Source organism: Pseudomonas sp. ABFPK (assembly GCF_001586765.1).
GTDB lineage: Bacteria > Pseudomonadota > Gammaproteobacteria > Pseudomonadales > Pseudomonadaceae > Aquipseudomonas > Aquipseudomonas asiatica.
Genome location: NZ_LQXW01000001.1, coordinates 138,885 through 159,825, shown reverse-complemented (window position 1 = coordinate 159,825; position 20,941 = coordinate 138,885). Strand labels below are relative to the sequence as shown.

Below are 20,941 nucleotides of genomic sequence, written 5' to 3'. Positions count from 1 at the left end.
GCGTTGTCATCTAGGTCAGAGGAAGTGAACCGTGGAAGAAGTGATCGAACAACTCCGTGAAGCCAACGAGCCAGTGCCGGTGCCCCTTGAGCTTCCCGACGAGGACCTGCTGGTCGAAATCGAAGAAGAGCTGTTCATTAACATTCCGTTCGTGTTCAAAGAGTTCCTGCTGACCGTCAGTGACGTGGTGTATGGCTCACTGGAGCCGGTGACCGTTACCGACCCACAGTCACATACCTACCTGCCCGACGTCGCCGCCAACGCCTGGGATGCCGGCGTACCGCGTGACCTGATTCCACTGTGCCAGGACGGCGACAACTACTACTGCGTCGAAGAGGATGGGACCGTGGTGCTGTGGGATGCCGAAGAGGAAATCGTCGGTGAAGACAGCTGGGAATCAGTGTGGCACTGGGCGCGGGATGTCTGGCTGGAGAGCTGATTTCAATCTCTGATCTGGTCCTGCTTGTGCCGGCCTCTTCGCGGGTAAACCCGCTCCCACAGGTATTGCACAGGTGCTGATCATTGTGCAGTACCTGTGGGAGCGGGTTTACCCGCGAAGAGGCCGGCCCAGAAATGGGAAACTTATGGCCTAGTGCCACTGGTATAGTTAATATCGCCAGGCTTTCTGCGCCTGGCGACATCGCTACCGCTCCATCCCCTCGGACAACGGTGAAATCTTGCGCAGGGAGCATTGCTCTCTTCAGTGCGTATTCTCGCGGCTGTTCTCCAGCGTCTCCAGCAAGGCAATCTGCATGCGCGTATGCACGCGGATAAACCAGCGCCACAGCAAGGCCACCACCACCGCAGCCACCACGGCAATCACCAGCAGCAATTCGCTGGTTGGCAGAATGCTCGCCGACAGCGCCGACAGCAGCAGGAAAATCACCAGCAGCGACAACAACGGGATCACCTCGGCAATAACTCGGCGCACGCGCTGAGTATGCCGTCCGGCCGTTTCGGGTTTGACGCCCATCTCCGCCAACAGCATCGACAGCGCCTTGAGCTTTCGATAGGCGGCAATCAGGAATGGCAGCGACAGCAATAGCGCTGCGCCCCAGATCAGCGCTTTCTGTTGGCTGGTATCGCTAACCCACTCGCTGAGCCAGTTGCCGATCCGCTCGGCGAAATAGCCACCACTGAAGAAGATGGCGATCACCAGCGCCAGGTTCACCCCAACCTGCAACAGGATGCGCCGGATCATCGCCGCGAGCATGGCGCTCTCGCCTTGCGGCTGGATGCTGCGCAACCATTCGCCATACAACGACAACACCCGCGCCAGGCGGCTGGGCACCACCTTGCCCAGCTTGAGCGACAGCGGGTCGGCGGCACGGATCAGGTAGGGTGTCAGCAGCGTCGTGATTGCCGATACCGCCACAGCCACCGGGTAGAGGAAGTCGCTGGTCACCTGCAGAGTCATGCCCAGCGCGGCGATGATGAAGGAAAACTCGCCAATCTGCGAAAGCCCCATGCCCACCCGCAGCGATGTACGCCCGTCATTTCCGGCAATGAACGCGCCCATGCCACACGACAACATCTTGCCCAACACCACCGCCAGGGTAATGACCACGATTGGCCAGGCGTAGTCGATCAGCACCTGGGGGTCGATCATTAGGCCGATGGCGACGAAGAAGATGGCGCTGAACAGGTCGCGTACCGGTTCGATCAGGCTCTCGATCTTCAGCAACTGGCGCGATTCGGCCATGATCGCGCCAATCAGGAAGGCGCCAAGCACCATGCTGTACTCGAGCTTCACCACCAGCAGGCAGAAGCCAAAGCACAGGCCCAATACGGTTATCAGCAGCATCTCGTTGCTTTTGAACTTGGCCACGTAGGCCAGCAGGCGCGGCACCAGCAGGATGCCAATGACCAGCGCGACGATCATGAACAGCGACAGCTTGCCGACAGTGGAGAACACCTCGCCCGAGCTGACCGTGCCGCTGACGGCGATGCCCGACAGCAGGGCGATGATGCCGATACCGAGGATGTCCTCGACGATCAGCACGCCGAATATCAGCTGGGCGAAACGCTCGTTCTTCATCTTCAGGTCGTTGAGCGCCTTGACGATGATGGTGGTCGAGGAAATCGCCAGGATGGCGCCGAGGAACAGCGAATCCATGGTGTTCCAGCCGAACCAGCGGCCGATCTCGAAGCCGATCCAGATCATCAGCACGATTTCCAGGAACGCCGCGATGAACGCCGTGGCGCCTACCTTGAACAGCTTGCGCAGGCTGAATTCGAGCCCCAGGCAGAACATCAGGAAGATCACTCCCAGCTCGGCGAGCGTCTTGATGGTGTCTTCATCGTGGATCAGGCCGAATGGTGGGGTGTGCGGGCCGATGATGAAGCCGGCGACGATGTAGCCCAGCACCACAGGCTGCTTGAGGCGGTGAAAGAGAATGGTGACCACGCCAGCAACCAGCATGATGACTGCCAGGTCCTGGATGAAGCTGATGGCATGCATGGCGTGATACTCCTTTTCTCGTCCGTTGCTGGATGCCTGGGCAGACCGCTCCTCTGCCAAGGCAACCCTGAGCGAGCAGCAAGTACATACTGTTTTGAATGCAGGAAAAGCCCATGTTGCATGGGTGCAGTCAGGTTAACATCGCACCCCGCCGCAAAGAGGCGGTGCAATATGCAGAAACAGATCGGCTGGAAAAGCGCCGCTGATGGCATGATCGGCGTGACGATGGAGCGTCAGCCAACGTCCCGTACCAGGAAGGCAAATTCAAAAGAGGGGAACAGAAGTGTCTGCAGATAATGCCCCCCATTCGCTCGATTCCGCGCAACCTCACCGTGAGCACACTATGGAACCTGGAAACGCCCAGCTGAGCATGACCGTCCTGATGACCCCGGACATGGCCAACTTTTCTGGCAACGTACATGGCGGCACCCTGCTCAAGTACCTCGACGAAGTGGCCTATGCGTGCGCCAGCCGCTATGCCGGCAGCTATGTAGTCACCCTGTCGGTCGACCAGGTGATCTTCCGTGAGCCGGTGCACGTGGGTGAACTTGTGACCTTCCTGGCGTCGGTAAACTACACCGGCAACACCTCGATGGAGGTGGGCATCAAGGTGGTGACCGAGAACATCCGCGAGCGCTCGGTGCGCCATTCCAACAGCTGCTTCTTCACCATGGTAGCGGTCGACGACAACCGTCGCCCGGTGCAGGTGCCGCCGCGCCAGCCGCAAAGCAGTGAAGAAAAGCGCCGCTTCCTGCAGGGCCAGCAGCGCCGTCAGATCCGCCAGGAGCTGGAAAAGCGCTACCAGGACCTGAAAACCGACGCGATTTAAAGCGCCAGCAGCTGTGCCTCGAAGCGCACCCTTGGGTGCGCAATGCGGTCCTGGGCCCGCACCAGCTGCAGTTCATAGCTGGAGCAGGCCTGGGTTTCGAGCAGCACTTCGTGTACGGCCGCAGCGGTGAATTCGAACGCCTGCACCCAGCTGTCGCCGAGCAGGACTCGGGCCAGGAACAGGCCTGAGGTCAGGTCACCCACCCCTACCGGCTGCCGCGGGAACGCCAGCAGCGGGCGGCGCAGATGCCAGCTCTGCTCGGCGGTCACCAGCAGCATCTCGAACTGGTCCTCGGCGCGCCCGGGGTAAGCAAGGTGCTTGACCAGCACCACCTGCGGCCCGCGCTGCAACAGGCTGCGCGCCATGTTCACGCAGTCCTCCAGCGACTGCGCTCGGCGGCCACAGAAGCTGTCCAGCTCCAGCTGGTTGGGGCACAGGATATCGGCCCTGGTAGCCGCCTCATCGAGCAGGAACTCGCTCACTTCCGCTGGCACGATACAGCCCTTCTCAGGGTGCCCCATGACCGGGTCGCAAAGGTACAAAGCCTTTGGGTTGACTGCCTTGATCCGCTCGACGCCAGCCAGAATCGCCCGGCCTTGTTCGGCACTGCCCAGGTAACCGGACAACACCGCATCGCAATGGCCCAGCTCGCCGATGTTGGAAATGCCTTCCACCAACGCGGGAATTTGCGCGGGGGCAAGCACTTCACCCGCCCACTGGCCATACTGTGTGTGATTGGAGAACTGCACGGTATTGAGCGGCCACACATTGACCCCGATACGCTGCATGGGAAACACCGCGGCGCTGTTGCCGGCGTGGCCGAACACCACGTGGGACTGGATGGCGAGCAGGTGCGGGGTACGTTTCATGCGGGAGGTTTCCAAAGCTGTTTCAGGGATTGTGCGCAACGCAGTATGAACTCGATTGCCACCTGTACGACAGGCCAGGGACGCAGTTAAGCTGGATCGACCTGTTTGGAGCATACGCAAATGTTGACCCTGGAAAACCTCTTCGTCCTGATGCTGGTCGCCACGGCAGGCGGCTGGTTGTGGCACAACCACGGGTTGCGCGAGAAAGCCCTGGAACGGGTCAAACAGCATTGCGCCAAGCTCGACCTCGAACTGCTCGACGACGCGGTCGCACTCAAGCGCATCGCCTTTGTCCGTGACGCCAACGGCCGCAAGCGCCTGGCGCGCGTCTACGCATTCGAATTCACCGTCACGGGCGAGCAGCGCCACCCCGGTACCGTGACCCAGTTCGGCGCCCACAGCGTGCAGATCGAACTGGCGCCCTACCCGTTCGAGATCAAGACCCCACCGCGCACCGACAATGTCATCGAGATGCAGCAGTGGCGCCAGGAGCACAACCGCTGGCGCAACTGATCAGCTGACACGACATTCGCTCAACCCGGCCTGCAGCGCGGATTGCGATTGCGGCTGGTCGAAAATCAGCTCGATACGCGTATCCCTGCGCCAGTCACTGGGCTGCCAGGCGGGCATGTCCCCATTCAGGCCATTGAATGATTGCCACCCCTCCACGCTGTGGATAACCCCCTTCGCGCGCCGCCACGGCCAAGCCCGCAAGAACGCCTGCAGCCGCTGTGGATAAAATTGCTGGCCAGGGTGCCAGCGCCAGCCGATGCTCCAACCTCCCTCTCCCTGCTGTGCAAGACAAATCGGCTGCCCGGGGTCTGCCCATAGCGCTGTCGGTGGATTTACAAGATTGTCGACAATCCTGTTATCCACAACCGAGCTGTCGACAATGCCATTAGTTACAGCCGGAAGGTCCGACAAGGGCAGCCTACCTTGGACGGTCCAGAAGATTTTCTTTTCACGAAATCTATTATTTATCAACAATTTAGTACTTTCATCCACAGCCTCTGATTTGTTCAAGACAACGTTTTCAGCAGCATCGAACGCCTGCTGTTGAGCCTCCGGAAGCTGCTCGTTCCGTACCATCGACTGCGCGTCCACGACCATCAGCAATGGCTGTATTGTCAGCACTCCAGCCCAAGGGGCTTTTTGCAACTGAGCGAGCAACTGCAAAGGATGACCCAGCCCGGACGGCTCGATGAACAGCCGGTCAGGGCGGGATTTGCGCAGCAGTCGGCCCAGCCCCACCTGGAACGGCATGCCATTGACGCAGCACAGGCAGCCACCTGCGACCTCGCCGATGGCGATGCCGTCTTCGTCACAGCTGAGCAAGGCCGCATCCAGGCCTATCAGGCCGAATTCGTTGATCAATACCGCCCAGCGCTCATTGGCCGGGCGCTGGGCCAGCAGGTGACGGATCAGGGTAGTCTTGCCGGCCCCCAGCGGGCCGGCAATCACGTGGGTGGGAATGTTCTGCAGCATGGGGCGGCTTCGGGCGATGGTGATGCCTCACTATGCGCTGTCAGGCCAGCCAGTCAAGGCTGAGCAGCAGGCGCCCCAGCTGCCCCGACGGCGAACGATGCACCAGGCCCGCACCTTCGTTGCCCTGCCACTTCTCACCTTTGAGCACAGCCACGTCGCCAGCTTGCAGGTGCTGCACTTTATCCACAGGCAATATAGCTGTGTGTAAGTTGCCACGAGGGCTCGCGTCCTCTTTCAACCACTCGCTACCTGGGCCTGCGTAGGTGGTGAGCAGACGCAGCGGAACGTTATCCACATGGAAGCGCGGGCACATCGGGCCTGTCAGTACCCGCAGGCGCAAACCTACCCGCTGCGCACCCACCAGGCAGGTATAGGCCGCCACCAGCCAGGCCACATCCGCCACGAATGCCTCATAGCCTTGCAAGTCGGCCGCTTCGCGCAAGAGTTCGGTGAAAACCGGCATGTGTTGCTCATCCACATCGATGACGCGCTGGTCTGCCAAGGGCTGGCCGAGGCTGACCACCAGCGCGGCAAAGTCCTCCAGTTGCGGCGGCAAACGTCGGCGCCATACCGCCAGGTTTACGCCATCCTGCAGCACATCGGTCAGCACCTGCGGTGTCTCGCCAAATACCTGGAAAATATCCACAGGCTTGGATGCAGGGTTCATGCTGCGGCCTCCTCATGCCATGAACCGAACGGATCGGGCAGGCGCAACCAGCCCATGTGCCCCATTTCCATTTCCTGATCGGTCAAAAGGCATGCATCGAGTGCAGTGGATAATTCTTCGAAGTCGATATTCTGCCCGATGAACACCAGTTCCTGGCGGCAGTCACCGCTCTCGGCAACCCAGTTCTTCAAGATCGCGGCAGTGTTATCCACATCCTGTGGCCACTGCTCGCGCGGCACGAAACGCCACCAGCGGCCCGCCAAGCCATGGCGCATCATGCCGCCTGCCTGCGACCAGCTTCCAGCTTCCTGGTATTTGCTGGCCAGCCAGAAAAAACCTTTCGAACGCAGCAGGCGGCCATTGCTCCAGGGCTTGTGGATAAAGTCGAAAAAGCGCTGTGGATGAAAGGGGCGCCGGGCCTGCCAGGTGGTGGCGGCAATGCCATACTCTTCGGTTTCCGGCACATGCTCGCCGCGCAACTCTTGCAGCCAGCCCGGTGCCTGGGCGGCCTGGTCGAAGTCGAACAGGCCGGTGTCGAGGATGCGGTCCAGCGGTACCTGGCCCATGACCATGGGCACGATCTGCGCCCGAGCATTGAGGCTGCGCAGAATGGCCATGAGCTCTTCGCGCTCGTGCTGGCTGATCAGGTCGATCTTGCTCAGCAACAGTACATCGGCGAACTCGATCTGCTCGATCAGCAAGTCACTGATTGAGCGCTCGTCTTCCTCACCCAGGGTTTCGCCACGGCTGGCCAGGCTGTCTGCTGCCTGGTAATCACGCAGGAAGTTCAGGCCATCGACCACAGTGACCATGGTGTCCAGGCGCGCCATGTCGGACAGGCTACGGCCCTGTTCGTCGCGGAAGGTGAAGGTCTCGGCCACAGGCAGTGGCTCCGAGATCCCCGTGGACTCGATCAGCAAATAATCGAAACGCCCTTCTTCAGCCAGCCGTGCCACTTCCTCGAGCAGGTCTTCACGCAGCGTGCAGCAGATGCAGCCATTGCTCATTTCCACCAACTTCTCCTCGGCACGGTTGAGGCTTACGTTGCGCTGCACCTCGCTCGCATCGATGTTGATTTCGCTCATGTCATTGACGATGACCGCGACTCGCAGGTTGTCGCGGTTACGCAGCACATGGTTGAGCAAGGTGCTCTTGCCGGCGCCAAGGAAGCCGGATAGCACGGTGACAGGGAGACGGTTGGACATGGCGAAACCTCTTCAGGCGAGCGCATTCGAAACGATGCATTGCACAATGTTATAAAGTAACAATACAATTTCGCCAAGCCGTTCGTGACGAACGAGTGTCCCCGGGAGGAGAAATGAACCCGCCAAGTGCCAGGGTGCCCCTCCCGGCATTGCAGCTTGATCGGTGGTGGCCGCTGATCTCCCTTTTGTTTGGAATAGCAGATGACTCAGCTCAAGCTCCCCGACATAGCCGCACAAACCCATGAATACGCCTTACCTTTGAACTGGGTGGGTATGTGCGGGATCGCCCAACCTGTGCAGTTCGAGGGGCGCACAGCAGCTGCCACTGTCGATGCCGGCGTTAGCCTGGTAGACGGCAGCTCACGCGGTATCCATATGTCACGGCTTTATCTCGCCCTGGAGTCGTTGGAGCACCAGCCCCTGACGCCGCTCACCATCCACCAGCTGCTGACTGACTTCCTCAGCAGCCATGAAGGCCTTTCTTCCTCAGCCTATTTGCGTCTGCGCTTCGAGCATCTGCTAAAAAGGCCTGCATTGATCAGCCCGCTGGAGGGTTGGAAAAGCTATGCCGTCACAGTCGATGCAAGGATCGAAAATGAAATGTTCCACGTGGAACTATCCGTTTCTGTCCCTTACTCCTCGACCTGCCCATGCTCGGCTGCACTTGCACGGCAACTGATTCAGCAGCAGTTCCAGGCGCATTTCAGTGCAGAGCAGGTCGACAAATCTGCAGTGCTGCAGTGGCTTGGCAGCGCCGAAGGCATCGTAGCGACGCCCCATAGCCAACGTAGTAGCGCGCAAATCCAGGTAAGGCTGCGCAGCAATCAGCAGGTTCTGCCAATCACCGAGTTGATCGACCGCATAGAAGCAAGCCTGGGGACAGCGGTGCAGACCGCAGTTAAGCGCGCAGACGAACAAGCCTTTGCCTTGGCCAACGGCCAGAATCTGATGTTCTGCGAAGACGCCGCACGACGCCTGCACAAGGCGCTACGGCAAATGGAATGGAGCACGGCCTTCAAGCTGCGCGTGGAACATGCAGAAAGCCTGCATGCCCACGATGCTGTCGCGACCAGCCAGTGGCAATGGGATGTCAGCTGCGCGGCTTGACCGAGCCGCAGTCATTACCCAACCACACGGCACGGGTGTTCATGCTGCCTTGCTGCTGTACACCCGAAGCGTTGAATGTACCGTTGACCTGGGTGGTGAATTCCCGGTCACTGAGGAAAGTCGCCTGGCCACTGCCCTGCGCTTTGGGGCAGCTGAACTGGAACTTCCATACATTGCCGGTGCGGTCGGTTATCTTTTGTGTACAACCTGACTTCGGGTCCTGCAGGGGGATATCGTTGGTTGCCACCTGTTCTGGCGTCAGGCACGAGCGCACCCCCTTACCCCCAACAGTCACTCCCTGCTTGGCCAGCACCCCTTCCATCATCGCGCGCTGCTCTGGCGGCAGGTTCTTCAACTGGCCGAGCATGAACTCCATATCGGGTAACGGCTTGCCATCGACCTGCATGTTGCTGGTGGTCAGCTCCCACAAACCTGGCTGTAGCATCTGAGCATGCACCAGCGGGCTGCTCACACCTAGGGCCAACGCCAACAGTGGCAGACGAATCTTCATGGACGAACGCTCCTGGAAAAAGCCGGCCAAGCGGGCCGGTCTGTGCCTTAGACGCCAAATCCACCTGCAGGTTGCAAGGCGGACCGGGAACGTGTTCTGTTACTCAAGTGTACTCGGCAAGCAGGATGCATATGGACTACCACAGCCCCTACTTCTTCGGTTACCTACTCGGCCTGGTTCATTTGCTGGGTATCGTCGCCGCATTACACGCACTGTTCACCGTGCGCACTGCCCAGGGCGCAATCGCCTGGGCCATGCCGTTGTTCTTCATCCCCTACCTCACCCTGATCCCTTACCTGATCTTCGGTGCGCGCTCGTTCTATGCCTACATCAAGGCTCGGCGCCAGGCCAACCAGGAAATGCATGTGGCCATGGCCAACCTCAACTGGCGGCCTTGGGTAGAAGAAGCCCTTACCGCCCGCGAGTCGGAAAGCTATGCGGCCTTGCGCGCCATGCCCAAACTCGGGCGGATGCCCTGCCTTGCCAATAACGAGGTGAAGCTGCTGATCGATGGCAAGGCAACATTCGATGCAATATTTGCCGCCATCGAAAAAGCCCGCGACGTGGTGTTGGTGCAGTTCTTCATCATCCATGACGACAACCTTGGCAAAGCATTGCAGCAACTGCTGCTGCGCAAAGCCGCCGAGGGGGTGCGGGTGTTCGTGCTGTATGACCGTGTCGGCAGCCATGCCTTGCCGGCAAGCTACAGCCAGTTGATGCGCGACGGTGGTGTACAGATTCATGCCTTCGCAACCCGTCGGGGCTGGTTCAACCGCTTCCAGGTTAACTTCCGTAACCACCGCAAAATCGTGGTGGTGGATGGCTTGCTCGGTTTTATCGGCGGGCACAACGTGGGCGATGAGTACCTCGGTGGCCACCCGCAGCTTTCACCTTGGCGCGACACCCACGTGCAGATCAGCGGGCCGGTGCTGGCCTGCCTGCAGGAGTCGTTCGCCGAGGACTGGTACTGGGCCACGCGCCAGCTACCGCCGCTGATTCTGCCGGACGCCTACCCTGACAACGGCGTGCTGTGCCAAGCCTTGGCCAGCGGCCCGGCCGATCCACAGGAAACCTGCTCGCTGTTCTTCCTTGAGGCGATCCATTCAGCCACCCGGCGCGTGTGGATCACCAGCCCGTACTTCATCCCCGACGAGGCGGTGTTCGCCGCGTTGCGTTTGGCAGTACTGCGTGGGATCGATGTGCGAGTGCTGATTCCGTCACGCCCAGACCATCGCATCGTCTATGCCGCCTCCAGCCTTTTCGCCTTCGAAGCAGTACGTGCGGGTGTACGCATGTTCCGCTACCAACCGGGCTTCCTGCATCAGAAGGTGGTGCTGGTGGATGACGATGTCAGCGCGATCGGCAGTGCCAACCTGGACAACCGCTCGTTCCGCCTGAACTTCGAAATCACCCTGCTCACGGTCGACCGCGGCTTCGCTGACCAGGTCGAGAAAATGCTGAGCAATGACTTTGAACAGGCACGGGAAATTACTGCGGAGGACAGCCGCGATACTCATCGGCTGCAGCAACTGGGGATGCGGATTGCTCGGCTGATTTCGCCGATTCTCTGATGCGCCTGCGCCCGTTGCAGGGTATCGCGGACCTTGTGGGAGCGGGTTTACCCGCGAAGACGTCAGTGGCTGTACCGACGCATTCGCGGGTAAACCCGCTCCACAGGGTATGGTGTCGCGCTTGCGTGCTTTGTTGCAATTCAGCGATACAGGTCTTCACGCGTCCAAGGCAGGTCATGGTGCCCATCGGCGTACGGCTTCACGGCCAGGATCTGATGCAGGTTGATCCAGCCCTTCTGGAAGGCATAGGCACACCCGGCCAGGTACAGGCGCCAGATGCGCAAGGTCTTCTCGGGCACCAGCGCCGCCGCCTTGTGCAGCTGGTTCTCCAGGTTCTCGCTCCAGTGGTGCAAGGTCTTGGCGTAGTGCAAACGCAGGCTCTCCACGTCTACTACCTCCAATCCCGCTTCACAGATGCTGGCACTGATCATCGACAGGTGCGGCAGCTCGCCATGGGGGAACACGTAGCGATCGATGAACTCGCCAGCGCCACGCCCGACCGGGCGACCATCCACATGCTTGGCGGTAATACCGTGATTCATCACCAGGCCCCCTTCCCTCACGGCACCGAACAGCTTCTGGCTATACAGCGCCAAGTTGGCATGCCCGACATGCTCGAACATGCCAACGCTGACAACCTTGTCGAAGCGGCCGTCCTGAGGCAGGTCGCGGTAGTCGAGAATCTGCAGGTCGACCTTGTCGGCCAACCCCTCTGCCTTCACCCGCTCGCGACCGAGCTTGAGCTGCTCCTTGCTCAAGGTGATACCAAACACCTTGGCGCCATATTCGCGAGCAGCGAAACGCGCCAGCCCACCCCAGCCGCAGCCAACGTCGAGCAGGTAATCACCCGCTTCCAGGCGTAGCTTGCGGCACAGATGATCGAATTTGTCCTGCTGTGCCTGATCCAGCGTGTTGTCCGGCTCACGGAAGTAGGCGCACGAGTAGGCCATGTCCTGATCCAGCCATAGCTGGTAGAACGCGTTGGAAACATCGTAATGGTAGGAAATGGCTTCGGCGTCGGTGCTCTTGTCATGGGCCCGGCGCTGCGGTGGGGCATCGTCCTCATCGGTCAGTAGCGCTTCGCTCAGCTCATCGCATACGCGGATGGCTTCACCAATATCGCCCTCCAGCTCCAGCTTGCCTTCGACGAATGCCGTGCCCAGCTGGTCCATGCTCGGGTGGCTCAACTGGCTGATCAACTGTGGCTCCTTGACCAGGATAGTGACCTGCGGGCTAGGCCCCAGATCGAACTGGTTACCGTCCCACAGTTTCAGCCGCAGCGGCAGATGCAGGCTCTGCAGTGCCGGTGGAAGTTGCGCAAGCATGAACGACCCTCCTGTCCGTATTTGGCCACGACGCCTTATATTTCGAACGTCGCCGGATCAGAGTAGTTCATTCGTGGGATGTTTCCTCTAAACGAGACCATGGTCTAGAACCAACTGATCTTATCCACGCAGCAGATTGTATACAATTTTTGCGTCTCAGCTTAACCTTGTGCCCCTCTTGCGCTTCTTCATCCTGGAGTTGAACCCATGAAATCCTATGACGTGGTGATCATCGGCGGTGGCCCTGGCGGCTACAACGCAGCCATCCGCGCCGGCCAACTGGGCCTGAGCGTAGCCTGCGTGGAAGGCCGCTCGACCTTGGGCGGCACCTGCCTGAACGTGGGCTGCATGCCCTCCAAGGCACTGTTGCATGCTTCCGAGCTGTACGAAGCCGCCAGTGGTGACGAGTTCGCCCACCTCGGTATCGAAGTCAAACCTACCCTCAACCTCGCCCAGATGATGAAACAGAAGGACGAGAGCGTGACCGGCCTGACCAAGGGCATCGAGTACCTGTTCCGCAAGAACAAGGTCGACTGGATCAAGGGCTGGGGTCGCCTGGATGGCGTCGGCAAGGTCGTGGTCAAGGCTGAGGATGGCAGCGAAACCGCACTGCAGACCAAAGACATCGTCATTGCCACCGGCTCCGAACCTACGCCCCTGCCGGGCGTGACCATCGACAACCAGCGCATCATCGACTCCACCGGCGCGCTGTCGCTGCCACAGGTGCCCAAGCATTTGGTCGTGATCGGAGCTGGCGTGATCGGCCTCGAATTGGGTTCGGTATGGCGCCGCCTGGGCAGCCAGGTCACGGTCATCGAATACCTCGACCGCATCTGTCCGGGCACCGACGAAGAAACCGCCAAGACCCTGCAGAAGGCCTTGGCCAAACAAGGCATGGTGTTCAAGCTGGGTAGCAAGGTGACCCAGGCGAACGCCAGCGCCGATGGCGTGAACCTGACCCTGGAGCCAGCCGCCGGCGGCACCGCAGAAACGCTGCAGGCCGACTACATACTGGTCGCCATCGGCCGCCGCCCCTATACAAAGGGGCTGAACCTGGAAAGCGTAGGCCTGGAAACCGACAAGCGCGGCATGCTCGGCAATGACCACCACCGCACTTCCGTGCCGGGTATCTGGGTGATTGGCGACGTCACCTCCGGCCCGATGCTGGCGCACAAAGCCGAAGACGAAGCGGTGGCCTGCATCGAACGCATCGCCGGCAAGCCCCACGAGGTCAACTACAACCTTATTCCTGGCGTGATCTACACCCGCCCGGAGCTGGCCACCGTGGGCAAGACCGAAGAGCAGCTCAAGGCCGAAGGGCGTGCTTATAAAGTAGGCAAGTTCCCGTTCACGGCCAACAGCCGGGCCAAGATCAACCACGAGACCGAAGGCTTCGCCAAGGTCATCGCCGATGCCGAGACCGACGAAGTGCTGGGTGTGCACCTGGTAGGCCCAAGTGTCAGCGAGATGATCGGTGAGTTCTGCGTGGCCATGGAGTTTTCGGCCTCGGCGGAAGACATCGCCCTCACCTGCCACCCCCACCCTACCCGCTCCGAGGCCTTGCGCCAGGCAGCGATGAATGTGGACGGGATGGCGATGCAGATCTGATGCGAGATAGCCGGGGGCTGCTTTGCAGCCCATCGCGACACAAGGCCGCTCCTACAGGAGAACGCAGTTTCCTGTAGGAGCGGCCTTGTGTCGCGACGGGGCGCAAAGCGCCCCTGGCTTCTGGCTTACTCGACCGTAACCGACTTGGCCAGGTTACGCGGCTGGTCCACGTCGGTGCCCTTGAGCACGGCGACGTAGTACGACAGCAGCTGCAGCGGGATGGTATACAGGATCGGCGCCAGGGCGTCGGCGATGTGCGGCACCTTGATCACGTGGGTACCTTCGCCATTGGTCATGCCGGCCTGCTCGTCGGCAAACACTACCAGCTCGCCACCACGGGCGCGTACTTCCTGCAGGTTGGACTTCAGCTTCTCCAGCAGTTCGTTATTCGGCGCAACGGTTACCACTGGCATGTCGTTGTCCACCAGAGCCAGCGGGCCGTGCTTCAGCTCGCCTGCCGGGTAGGCTTCGGCGTGGATGTAGGAGATTTCCTTGAGCTTGAGCGCACCTTCCATCGCCACCGGGTACTGCGCACCACGGCCGAGGAACAGGGTGTGGTGCTTGTCGGCGAACAGCTCGGCGATTTTCTCGACGGTGGCGTCCATGGCCAGGGCTTCGCCCAGGCGGGCCGGCAGGCGGCGCAGTTCATCAACCAGCTCGGCTTCGACGCCGGCTTCCAGGGTACCGCGCACCTGGCCCAGAGCCAGGGTCAGCAGCATCAGCGAAACAAGCTGGGTGGTGAAAGCCTTGGTCGAAGCCACGCCGATTTCCGGGCCGGCCAGAGTCAGCAGGGTCAGGTCCGACTCACGCACCAGCGAACTGATACCGACGTTGCAGATCGCCAGGCTGCCGAGGAAGCCCAGCTCCTTGGCGTTGCGCAGTGCGGCCAGGGTGTCGGCGGTTTCGCCAGACTGCGAGATGGAGACGAACAGGGTGTCCGGCTGCACTACCACCTTGCGGTAACGGAACTCGCTGGCCACTTCGACCTGGCACGGGATCCCGGCCAGGCTTTCCAGCCAGTAACGGGCGACCATGCCGGCGTGGTAGCTGGTACCGCAGGCAACGATCTGCACGTTGCGCACCTTGGCGAACAGTTCGGCAGCCTGCGGGCCGAAGGCCTGGACCATCACGTTGTCCTTGCCCAGGCGGCCTTCCAGGGTGCGCTGCACCACGCTTGGCTGCTCGTGGATTTCCTTGAGCATGAAGTGGCGGTAGGTCCCTTTGTCGGCAGCTTCGGCACCTTCGTGGTACTGCACGGTTTCGCGCTGGACCTTGTGGCCATCCTGGTCCCAGATGGAGACCTGGTCACGGCGGATTTCAGCAATGTCGCCTTCTTCCAGGTACATGAAGCGGTCGGTGACCTGGCGCAGGGCCAGCTGGTCGGACGCCAGGAAGTTCTCGCCCAGGCCCAGGCCGATGACCAGCGGGCTGCCACTGCGTGCGGCTACCAGGCGGTCAGGCTGCTTGGCACTGATCAGCGCAAGGCCGTAAGCACCATGCAAGCGCTTCACCGCAGCCTTCAGGGCATCGGTCAAGTCCGGAACGCTCTTCAGGGTGTGGTGGATCAGGTGGACGATGACTTCGGTATCGGTCTGCGAAGTGAAGACATAGCCAAGGCCCTTCAGCTCTTCGCGCAGTTCTTCGTGGTTCTCGATGATGCCGTTGTGCACCACGGCCACTTCATTGCCCGAGAAGTGCGGGTGGGCGTTGCCCTCGGTCGGCGCACCGTGGGTGGCCCAGCGAGTGTGGGCGATGCCCAGCTGGCCGGCCAGTGGCTCGGCGGCAACAGCGGCTTCCAGTTCACTGACCTTGCCGATACGGCGACGGCGCTGCAGTTCACCGTTCTGGGCGAGGACGGCCAGGCCGGCGCTGTCGTACCCGCGGTACTCAAGACGCTTGAGGCCTTCGATCAGGATGGCTGTGATGTTGCGCTCGGCGACGGCACCAACGATTCCACACATGGTTTATTGCTCCTGGCTGATCGCGGCGCAGATCAGGTTGATGCCGCGGGCTTGAATTTGTTCGCGTGCCGCTGCGGGCAGGCGTTCGTCGGTAATAAGGGTGTGCACGCTGCCCCAGGGCAGCTCGAGGTTGGGGATCTTGCGCCCTACCTTGTCCGATTCGACCATCACGATCACTTCACGGGCGACTTCGGCCATGACCCGGCTCAGGCCGAGAAGTTCGTTGAAGGTGGTGGTGCCGCGGCCGAGGTCGATACCGTCGGCGCCTATGAACAGTTGGTCGAAATCGTAGGAGCGCAACACCTGCTCAGCCACCTGGCCCTGGAAAGACTCGGAATGCGGGTCCCAGGTGCCACCGGTCATCAGCAGCACCGGCTCGTGTTCAAGGTCGCAGATGGCGCGGGCCACGTTCATCGAATTGGTCATCACCACCAGGCCAGGATGGCGGCCCAGTTCAGGGATCATGGCTGCCGTGGTGCTGCCGCTGTCGATGATGATGCGCGCATGTTCGCGGATACGCGCCACAGCAGCGCGGGCGATGGCCTTTTTATAGGAAGACACCGGCTGGGCAGGTTCACCGAGCAGCTCTTGAGGCACCGGGACCGCGCCACCATAACGCCGTAGCAACAGGCCATTGGTTTCCAGGGCAGCGAGGTCCTTGCGGATGGTGACCTCCGAGGTAGCGAAACGCTTGGCCAACGCGTCCACACTCACCTCGCCCTGCTCGCTGAGCAAAGCCAGGATGTTGTGCCGCCGCTGCGGGGTGTTTCGTTTCGACATGAGCGCTTAAGTTTCGATTCGAAAGATAATGATGGCAATCAAAACCTAAGATGAGCGATTCGTCAAGTCGTCACTGCCCTGTGGATAGATTCTCTCTGCACTGGCGCGGCCCCTGTAGGAGCGGCCTTGTGTCGCGATGGGCCGCAGCGCGGCCCCTGGGTTTTCGAGGCAAAACAGAAATTGTCGGGCCTACTTTGCAGTCCATCGCGACACAAGGTCGCTCCTACAGAGGCTGCGATATGCCGCAAAATAAAAAGCCGACTTATTCACATAAGTCGGCTTTCGATCGAAACAGCTGTGTATAACTCAGCTCTTCTTGATCTTTTCCGGCCGCTTCCAACCCGAGATGTTGCGCTGACGTGCACGAGCCACCGCCAGATCGCCTGCCTCAACGGTCTGAGTGATGGTCGAACCGGCTGCAGTGGTCGCACCAGCCTTGATTTCCACAGGCGCTACCAACGAGTTGTTCGAGCCGATGAATACATCCTCGCCCATCACGGTCTTGAACTTGTTCGCGCCATCGTAGTTGCAGGTGATGGTGCCGGCGCCGATGTTGGTACGAGCACCGATTTCGGCATCGCCCAGATAAGTCAGGTGACCGGCCTTGGCGCCCTCACCCAGGTGAGCGTTCTTCAGTTCGACGAAGTTACCCACATGGGCCTTGGCGTCCAGCACGCTACCCGGGCGCAGGCGGGCGAACGGGCCGGCATCGCTGCCCTCGCCCATCACGGCACCTTCGAGGTGGCTGTTGGCCTTGACCACTGCACCTTTGCGCAGGGTGGTGTTCTTGATCACACAGTTCGGGCCGATCTGCACATCGTCCTCGATGACCACCTTGCCTTCGAGAATCACGTTGATGTCGATCAGCACGTCACGGCCAACGGTCACTTCACCGCGGACATCAAAACGCGCCGGGTCGCGCAGGGTCACACCCTGGGCCATCAAGCGACGGCCTTCGCGCAACTGGTAGTGGCGCTCCAGCTCGGACAACTGGCGGCGGTCGTTGGCGCCTTGCACTTCCATCGGGTCGTGTGGCTGTTCGGTAGCCACCACCAGCCCATCGGCCACAGCCATGGCGATGACGTCGGTCAGGTAATACTCGCCCTGGGCGTTGTTGTTCGACAGGCGGCCCATCCAGTCCGCCAGGCGCGCGGCCGGCAGGGCCAGAATACCGGTGTTGCCTTCCTTGATCGCTTTCTGCGCATCGTTGGCGTCCTTGTGCTCAACGATGGCGGTCACCTTGCCCTGCTCGTCACGCACGATGCGGCCATAACCGGTCGGGTCGTCGAGGGTCACCGTGAGCAGGCCTAGCTGCTGCTCGTTGGCCTTGGCCAGCAGACGCTGCAGTGTTTCCACTTCGATCAACGGCACATCACCGTACAGCACCAGCACGGTTTCGGCGGTCAAGGCCGGCAATGCCTGGGCAACCGCATGGCCGGTACCCAGCTGCTTGTCCTGCATGACGAAGTTCAGGTCGTCGGCGGCCAGGCGCTCGCGAACCAACTCGGCACCATGGCCAATGACCACATGAATACCTTGCGGCTGCAGCTGGCGCGCGCTGTGGATAACATGGCCAAGCATGGAGTTGCCGGCTACCGGGTGCAGCACCTTGGGCAGCGCCGAGCGCATGCGGGTGCCTTGGCCGGCGGCGAGAATAACGATATCGAGTGACATTACTGGCTACCAATCCTGGGTGGTCAGTGAAATGACCGGGGGGGAGAAATCAGAAAAAGAAAAAGGGTAGCCGAGGCTACCCTTTTACTCAATCGCTACAGAAGTTATCAGCCGAGAGCCGATTACTTGCCTCTGCGCATTTGCTGGACGGTACGCAGCTGAGCTGCGGCCTCGGCCAGACGTGCGGCGGCGGCGCCGTAGTCGAAGTCCGCGCCTTTCAGATTCAGGGCGTTCTCGGCAGCCTTGAGGGCTTCCTGAGCCTGAGCTTCATCCAGGTCTGCAGCACGTTGCACGGTATCGGCAAGCACCTTGACCATGTTCGGCTGAACCTCGAGGAAACCACCAGAGATGTAGAACACCTCTTGGGCGCCACCCTGCTTGGTCAGCGTGATCGGACCAGGCTTGAGATTGGTGATCAGCGGCGCGTGACCCGGAGCGATACCAAGATCACCTAGGTTACCGTGCGCAACTACCATCTCGACCAGGCCGGAGAAGATCTCTCCTTCCGCGCTGACGATATCGCAATGGACTGTCATAGCCATCTGCTTGCCTCAACCTGATAGCGCCCCTTGCGGGGCGCAGGAATTACAGTTTCTTGGCTTTCTCGATCGCTTCGTCGATGCTGCCGACCATGTAGAACGCTTGTTCTGGCAGATGGTCGTAGTCACCTTTGAGGATGCCGCTGAAGCCAGCGATGGTGTCTTTCAGGGAAACGTACTTGCCTGGCGAACCGGTGAAGACTTCGGCCACGAAGAACGGCTGCGACAGGAAGCGCTGGATCTTACGAGCGCGGGCTACCAGTTGCTTGTCGGCTTCGGACAGTTCGTCCATACCCAGGATCGCGATGATGTCCTTCAGCTCTTTGTAGCGCTGCAGAACATACTGAACGCCACGAGCGGTCTCGTAGTGCTCGTTGCCGATCACGTTCGGGTCCAGCTGGCGCGAAGTCGAGTCCAGTGGGTCGACGGCTGGGTAGATACCCAGGGAGGCGATGTCACGGGACAGAACGACGGTGGCGTCCAAGTGGGCGAAGGTGGTCGCTGGCGACGGGTCGGTCAAGTCGTCCGCAGGTACGTATACGGCCTGAACGGAGGTGATCGAACCTTCCTTGGTGGAGGTGATACGCTCTTGCAGAACGCCCATCTCTTCAGCCAGGGTCGGCTGGTAACCTACTGCCGAAGGCATACGGCCCAGCAGTGCGGATACTTCGGTACCGGCCAGGGTGTAACGATAGATGTTGTCGACGAACAGCAGAACGTCGTTACCTTCGTCACGGAACTTCTCGGCCATGGTCAGGCCGGTCAGCGCTACGCGCAGACGGTTTCCTGGTGGCTCGTTCATCTGACCGTAGACTAGCGCTACCTTGTCGAGAACGTTGGAGTCCTTCATCTCGTGGTAGAAGTCGTTACCCTCACGAGTACGCTCACCCACACCAGCGAACACGGAGTAACCGCTGTGTTCCATGGCGATGTTACGGATCAGTTCCATCATGTTTACGGTCTTGCCGACACCGGCACCACCGAACAGACCAACCTTACCACCCTTGGCGAACGGGCAAACCAGGTCGATAACCTTGATGCCGGTTTCCAGCAGGTCGTTGCCGCCTGCCTGGTCAGCGAACGAAGGCGCTGGCTGGTGGATACCGCGACGCTCTTCTTCGCCGATCGGGCCGGCCTCGTCGATCGGGTTGCCCAGTACGTCCATGATACGGCCCAGGGTGGCCTTACCAACAGGAACGGAAATGGCAGCGCCGGAGTCAACGACTTCCAGACCGCGCTTCAGGCCTTCGGTCGAGCCCATCGCAATGGTACGAACCACGCCGTCGCCCAGCTGCTGCTGAACTTCCAGGGTGGTTTCCGCGCCTTGTACTTTCAGCGCGTTGTAAACACTCGGCACGACGTCACGTGGGAATTCCACGTCGATGACGGCGCCGATGATTTGAACGATACGTCCGCTACTCATAGCTGGATCCTCTGAATATTTGAACCGTTAAACCGCGGCAGCGCCGCCGACGATTTCCGAGATCTCCTGGGTGATCGCAGCCTGACGCGCCTTGTTGTAGATCAACTGAAGCTCTTTGATCAAATCACCGGCGTTGTCTGTGGCGTTCTTCATGGCGATCATCCGGGCCGCTTGTTCAGCAGCGTTGTTCTCGACCACCGCCTGGTACACCTGCGACTCCACGTAACGCACCATCAAGCCGTCCAGCAGCTCTTTTGCGTCGGGTTCGTACAGGTAGTCCCAGTGATGCTTGAGATCCTGATCCGGGGTTGCCACCAACGGTACCAATTGCTCGACCGTTGGCTTCTGGGTCATGGTGTTGATGAACTTGTTCGAAACCACCGAGAGGCGATCGATACGGCCGTCCAGGTAGGCGTCCAGCATCACTTTGACGGAGCCGATCAGATCGTTGATCGATGGCTCTTCGCCCAAGTGGCTGATCGCGGCTACGACGTTGCCGCCAAAGATGCGGAAGAAAGTCGCACCCTTGCTGCCGATCACGCACAGGTCGATTTCCACGCCCTGTTCGCGGTTTTCGTTCATGTCCTTGACCAGGGCCTTGAACAGGTTGGTGTTCAAGCCACCGCACAGACCACGGTCACTGCTCACCACGATATAACCGGCGCGCTTTACAGGGCGCTCGATCATGAACGGGTGGCGGTATTCCGGGTTGGCGTTGGCCAGATGACCGATCACCTGGCGGATACGCTCCGCGTAAGGACGGCTAGCAGCCATGCGCATTTGTGCTTTGCGCATCTTGCTGACCGCCACTTTCTCCATGGCGCTGGTAATTTTTTGCGTGCTTTTGATGCTCGCAATCTTACTGCGAATCTCTTTTGCGCCTGCCATGTATCACCTATCAGGTTAGCAAGCGGGGGCCTGAGCCC

General features: G+C 60.4%; 19 protein-coding genes. 6 read left to right on the top strand and 13 right to left on the bottom strand.

Going from position 1 to position 20,941, the window contains the following annotated elements; genetic code table 11:
* Window positions 1-31: 31 nt before the first annotated feature.
* A complete protein-coding gene (locus WM94_RS00755; RefSeq protein ID WP_013974843.1) occupies window positions 32-439 on the top strand; it encodes an SMI1/KNR4 family protein in 408 nt (135 codons plus the stop codon).
* 261 nt (window positions 440-700) lie between these two features.
* On the opposite strand, the gene WM94_RS00750 is transcribed toward WM94_RS00755, so the two are convergent.
* Window positions 701-2,461, bottom strand: a complete 1,761-nt coding sequence (locus tag WM94_RS00750; RefSeq protein WP_061550217.1) for a cation:proton antiporter — start codon at window positions 2,459-2,461, stop codon at window positions 701-703.
* A 343-nt stretch (window positions 2,462-2,804) separates the two neighbouring features.
* Here WM94_RS00750 and WM94_RS00745 point away from each other — a divergent pair, with 343 nt between their 5' ends.
* Window positions 2,805-3,290 carry an acyl-CoA thioesterase gene (locus WM94_RS00745; protein ID WP_003260046.1) on the top strand — a complete coding sequence of 162 codons (486 nt, stop codon included), beginning with the start codon at window positions 2,805-2,807 and terminating at the stop codon, window positions 3,288-3,290.
* Here WM94_RS00745 and pdxY read toward each other — a convergent pair.
* Window positions 3,287-4,159, bottom strand: a complete 873-nt coding sequence (gene pdxY, locus WM94_RS00740) for a pyridoxal kinase PdxY (RefSeq protein WP_013974845.1) — start codon at window positions 4,157-4,159, stop codon at window positions 3,287-3,289. The genes WM94_RS00745 and pdxY overlap by 4 nt on opposite strands.
* A gap of 120 nt (window positions 4,160-4,279) precedes the next feature.
* Between pdxY and WM94_RS00735 the strand changes: the two genes are divergently transcribed.
* Window positions 4,280-4,672, top strand: coding sequence for a DUF3301 domain-containing protein (locus WM94_RS00735; protein WP_061550216.1), 393 nt, complete (start codon window positions 4,280-4,282; stop codon window positions 4,670-4,672).
* Here WM94_RS00735 and WM94_RS00730 read toward each other — a convergent pair whose 3' ends face one another.
* Genes WM94_RS00730 through zigA form a run of 3 tightly spaced genes read right to left on the bottom strand, consistent with a single transcriptional unit; the run spans window position 4,673 to window position 7,516 of the window.
* Window positions 4,673-5,644 carry a GTP-binding protein gene (locus tag WM94_RS00730; RefSeq protein ID WP_061550215.1) on the bottom strand — a complete coding sequence of 324 codons (972 nt, stop codon included), beginning with the start codon at window positions 5,642-5,644 and terminating at the stop codon, window positions 4,673-4,675.
* A gap of 40 nt (window positions 5,645-5,684) precedes the next feature.
* Window positions 5,685-6,311, bottom strand: coding sequence for a DUF1826 domain-containing protein (locus WM94_RS00725; protein ID WP_061550214.1), 627 nt, complete (start codon window positions 6,309-6,311; stop codon window positions 5,685-5,687).
* Complete coding sequence (gene zigA, locus WM94_RS00720) at window positions 6,308-7,516, bottom strand: zinc metallochaperone GTPase ZigA (RefSeq protein WP_061550213.1); 1,209 nt, start codon at window positions 7,514-7,516, stop codon at window positions 6,308-6,310. Before zigA ends, WM94_RS00725 begins: the two co-directional genes overlap by 4 nt.
* Before the next feature lie 201 nt (window positions 7,517-7,717).
* Here zigA and folE2 point away from each other — a divergent pair, with 201 nt between their 5' ends.
* A complete protein-coding gene (gene folE2 / locus WM94_RS00715; RefSeq protein ID WP_061550212.1) occupies window positions 7,718-8,623 on the top strand; it encodes a GTP cyclohydrolase FolE2 in 906 nt (301 codons plus the stop codon).
* Here the strand turns inward: folE2 and WM94_RS00710 are convergent.
* The gene (locus WM94_RS00710; protein WP_015272374.1) at window positions 8,607-9,134 is read right to left on the bottom strand and encodes a DUF3617 domain-containing protein; all 528 of its coding nucleotides are present in this window, start codon (window positions 9,132-9,134) and stop codon (window positions 8,607-8,609) included. The two genes, folE2 and WM94_RS00710, sit on opposite strands and share 17 nt — an antisense overlap.
* A gap of 131 nt (window positions 9,135-9,265) precedes the next feature.
* On the opposite strand from WM94_RS00710, the gene cls reads away from it, so the two are divergent.
* Window positions 9,266-10,705: a cardiolipin synthase gene (gene cls / locus WM94_RS00705; RefSeq protein ID WP_061550211.1), complete on the top strand. Its 1,440-nt coding sequence runs from the start codon at window positions 9,266-9,268 to the stop codon at window positions 10,703-10,705.
* 140 nt (window positions 10,706-10,845) lie between these two features.
* Here cls and cfaB read toward each other — a convergent pair whose 3' ends face one another.
* Entirely contained in the window at window positions 10,846-12,030 is a 1,185-nt protein-coding gene (gene cfaB, locus WM94_RS00700) for a C17 cyclopropane fatty acid synthase CfaB (protein WP_061550210.1), read from the bottom strand.
* Between the two features lie 207 nt (window positions 12,031-12,237).
* Here cfaB and lpdA point away from each other — a divergent pair, with 207 nt between their 5' ends.
* Window positions 12,238-13,638, top strand: coding sequence for a dihydrolipoyl dehydrogenase (gene lpdA, locus WM94_RS00695; RefSeq protein ID WP_061550209.1), 1,401 nt, complete (start codon window positions 12,238-12,240; stop codon window positions 13,636-13,638).
* Window positions 13,639-13,763: 125 nt separating this feature from the next.
* On the opposite strand, the gene glmS is transcribed toward lpdA, so the two are convergent.
* The 6 genes from glmS to atpG form a co-directional block, all read right to left on the bottom strand.
* The gene (gene glmS, locus WM94_RS00690; RefSeq protein ID WP_061550208.1) at window positions 13,764-15,599 is read right to left on the bottom strand and encodes a glutamine--fructose-6-phosphate transaminase (isomerizing); all 1,836 of its coding nucleotides are present in this window, start codon (window positions 15,597-15,599) and stop codon (window positions 13,764-13,766) included.
* A gap of 3 nt (window positions 15,600-15,602) precedes the next feature.
* Window positions 15,603-16,379, bottom strand: coding sequence for a DeoR/GlpR family DNA-binding transcription regulator (locus WM94_RS00685; protein WP_015268400.1), 777 nt, complete (start codon window positions 16,377-16,379; stop codon window positions 15,603-15,605).
* Between the two features lie 306 nt (window positions 16,380-16,685).
* Window positions 16,686-18,053 carry a bifunctional UDP-N-acetylglucosamine diphosphorylase/glucosamine-1-phosphate N-acetyltransferase GlmU gene (gene glmU, locus WM94_RS00680; protein WP_061550207.1) on the bottom strand — a complete coding sequence of 456 codons (1,368 nt, stop codon included), beginning with the start codon at window positions 18,051-18,053 and terminating at the stop codon, window positions 16,686-16,688.
* Between the two features lie 122 nt (window positions 18,054-18,175).
* Window positions 18,176-18,595: a F0F1 ATP synthase subunit epsilon gene (locus WM94_RS00675; protein ID WP_003260039.1), complete on the bottom strand. Its 420-nt coding sequence runs from the start codon at window positions 18,593-18,595 to the stop codon at window positions 18,176-18,178.
* Window positions 18,596-18,638: 43 nt separating this feature from the next.
* Window positions 18,639-20,015, bottom strand: coding sequence for a F0F1 ATP synthase subunit beta (gene atpD, locus WM94_RS00670; RefSeq protein ID WP_013974904.1), 1,377 nt, complete (start codon window positions 20,013-20,015; stop codon window positions 18,639-18,641).
* A gap of 27 nt (window positions 20,016-20,042) precedes the next feature.
* Window positions 20,043-20,903 carry a F0F1 ATP synthase subunit gamma gene (gene atpG / locus WM94_RS00665; RefSeq protein ID WP_013974905.1) on the bottom strand — a complete coding sequence of 287 codons (861 nt, stop codon included), beginning with the start codon at window positions 20,901-20,903 and terminating at the stop codon, window positions 20,043-20,045.
* Window positions 20,904-20,941 lie beyond the last annotated feature (38 nt).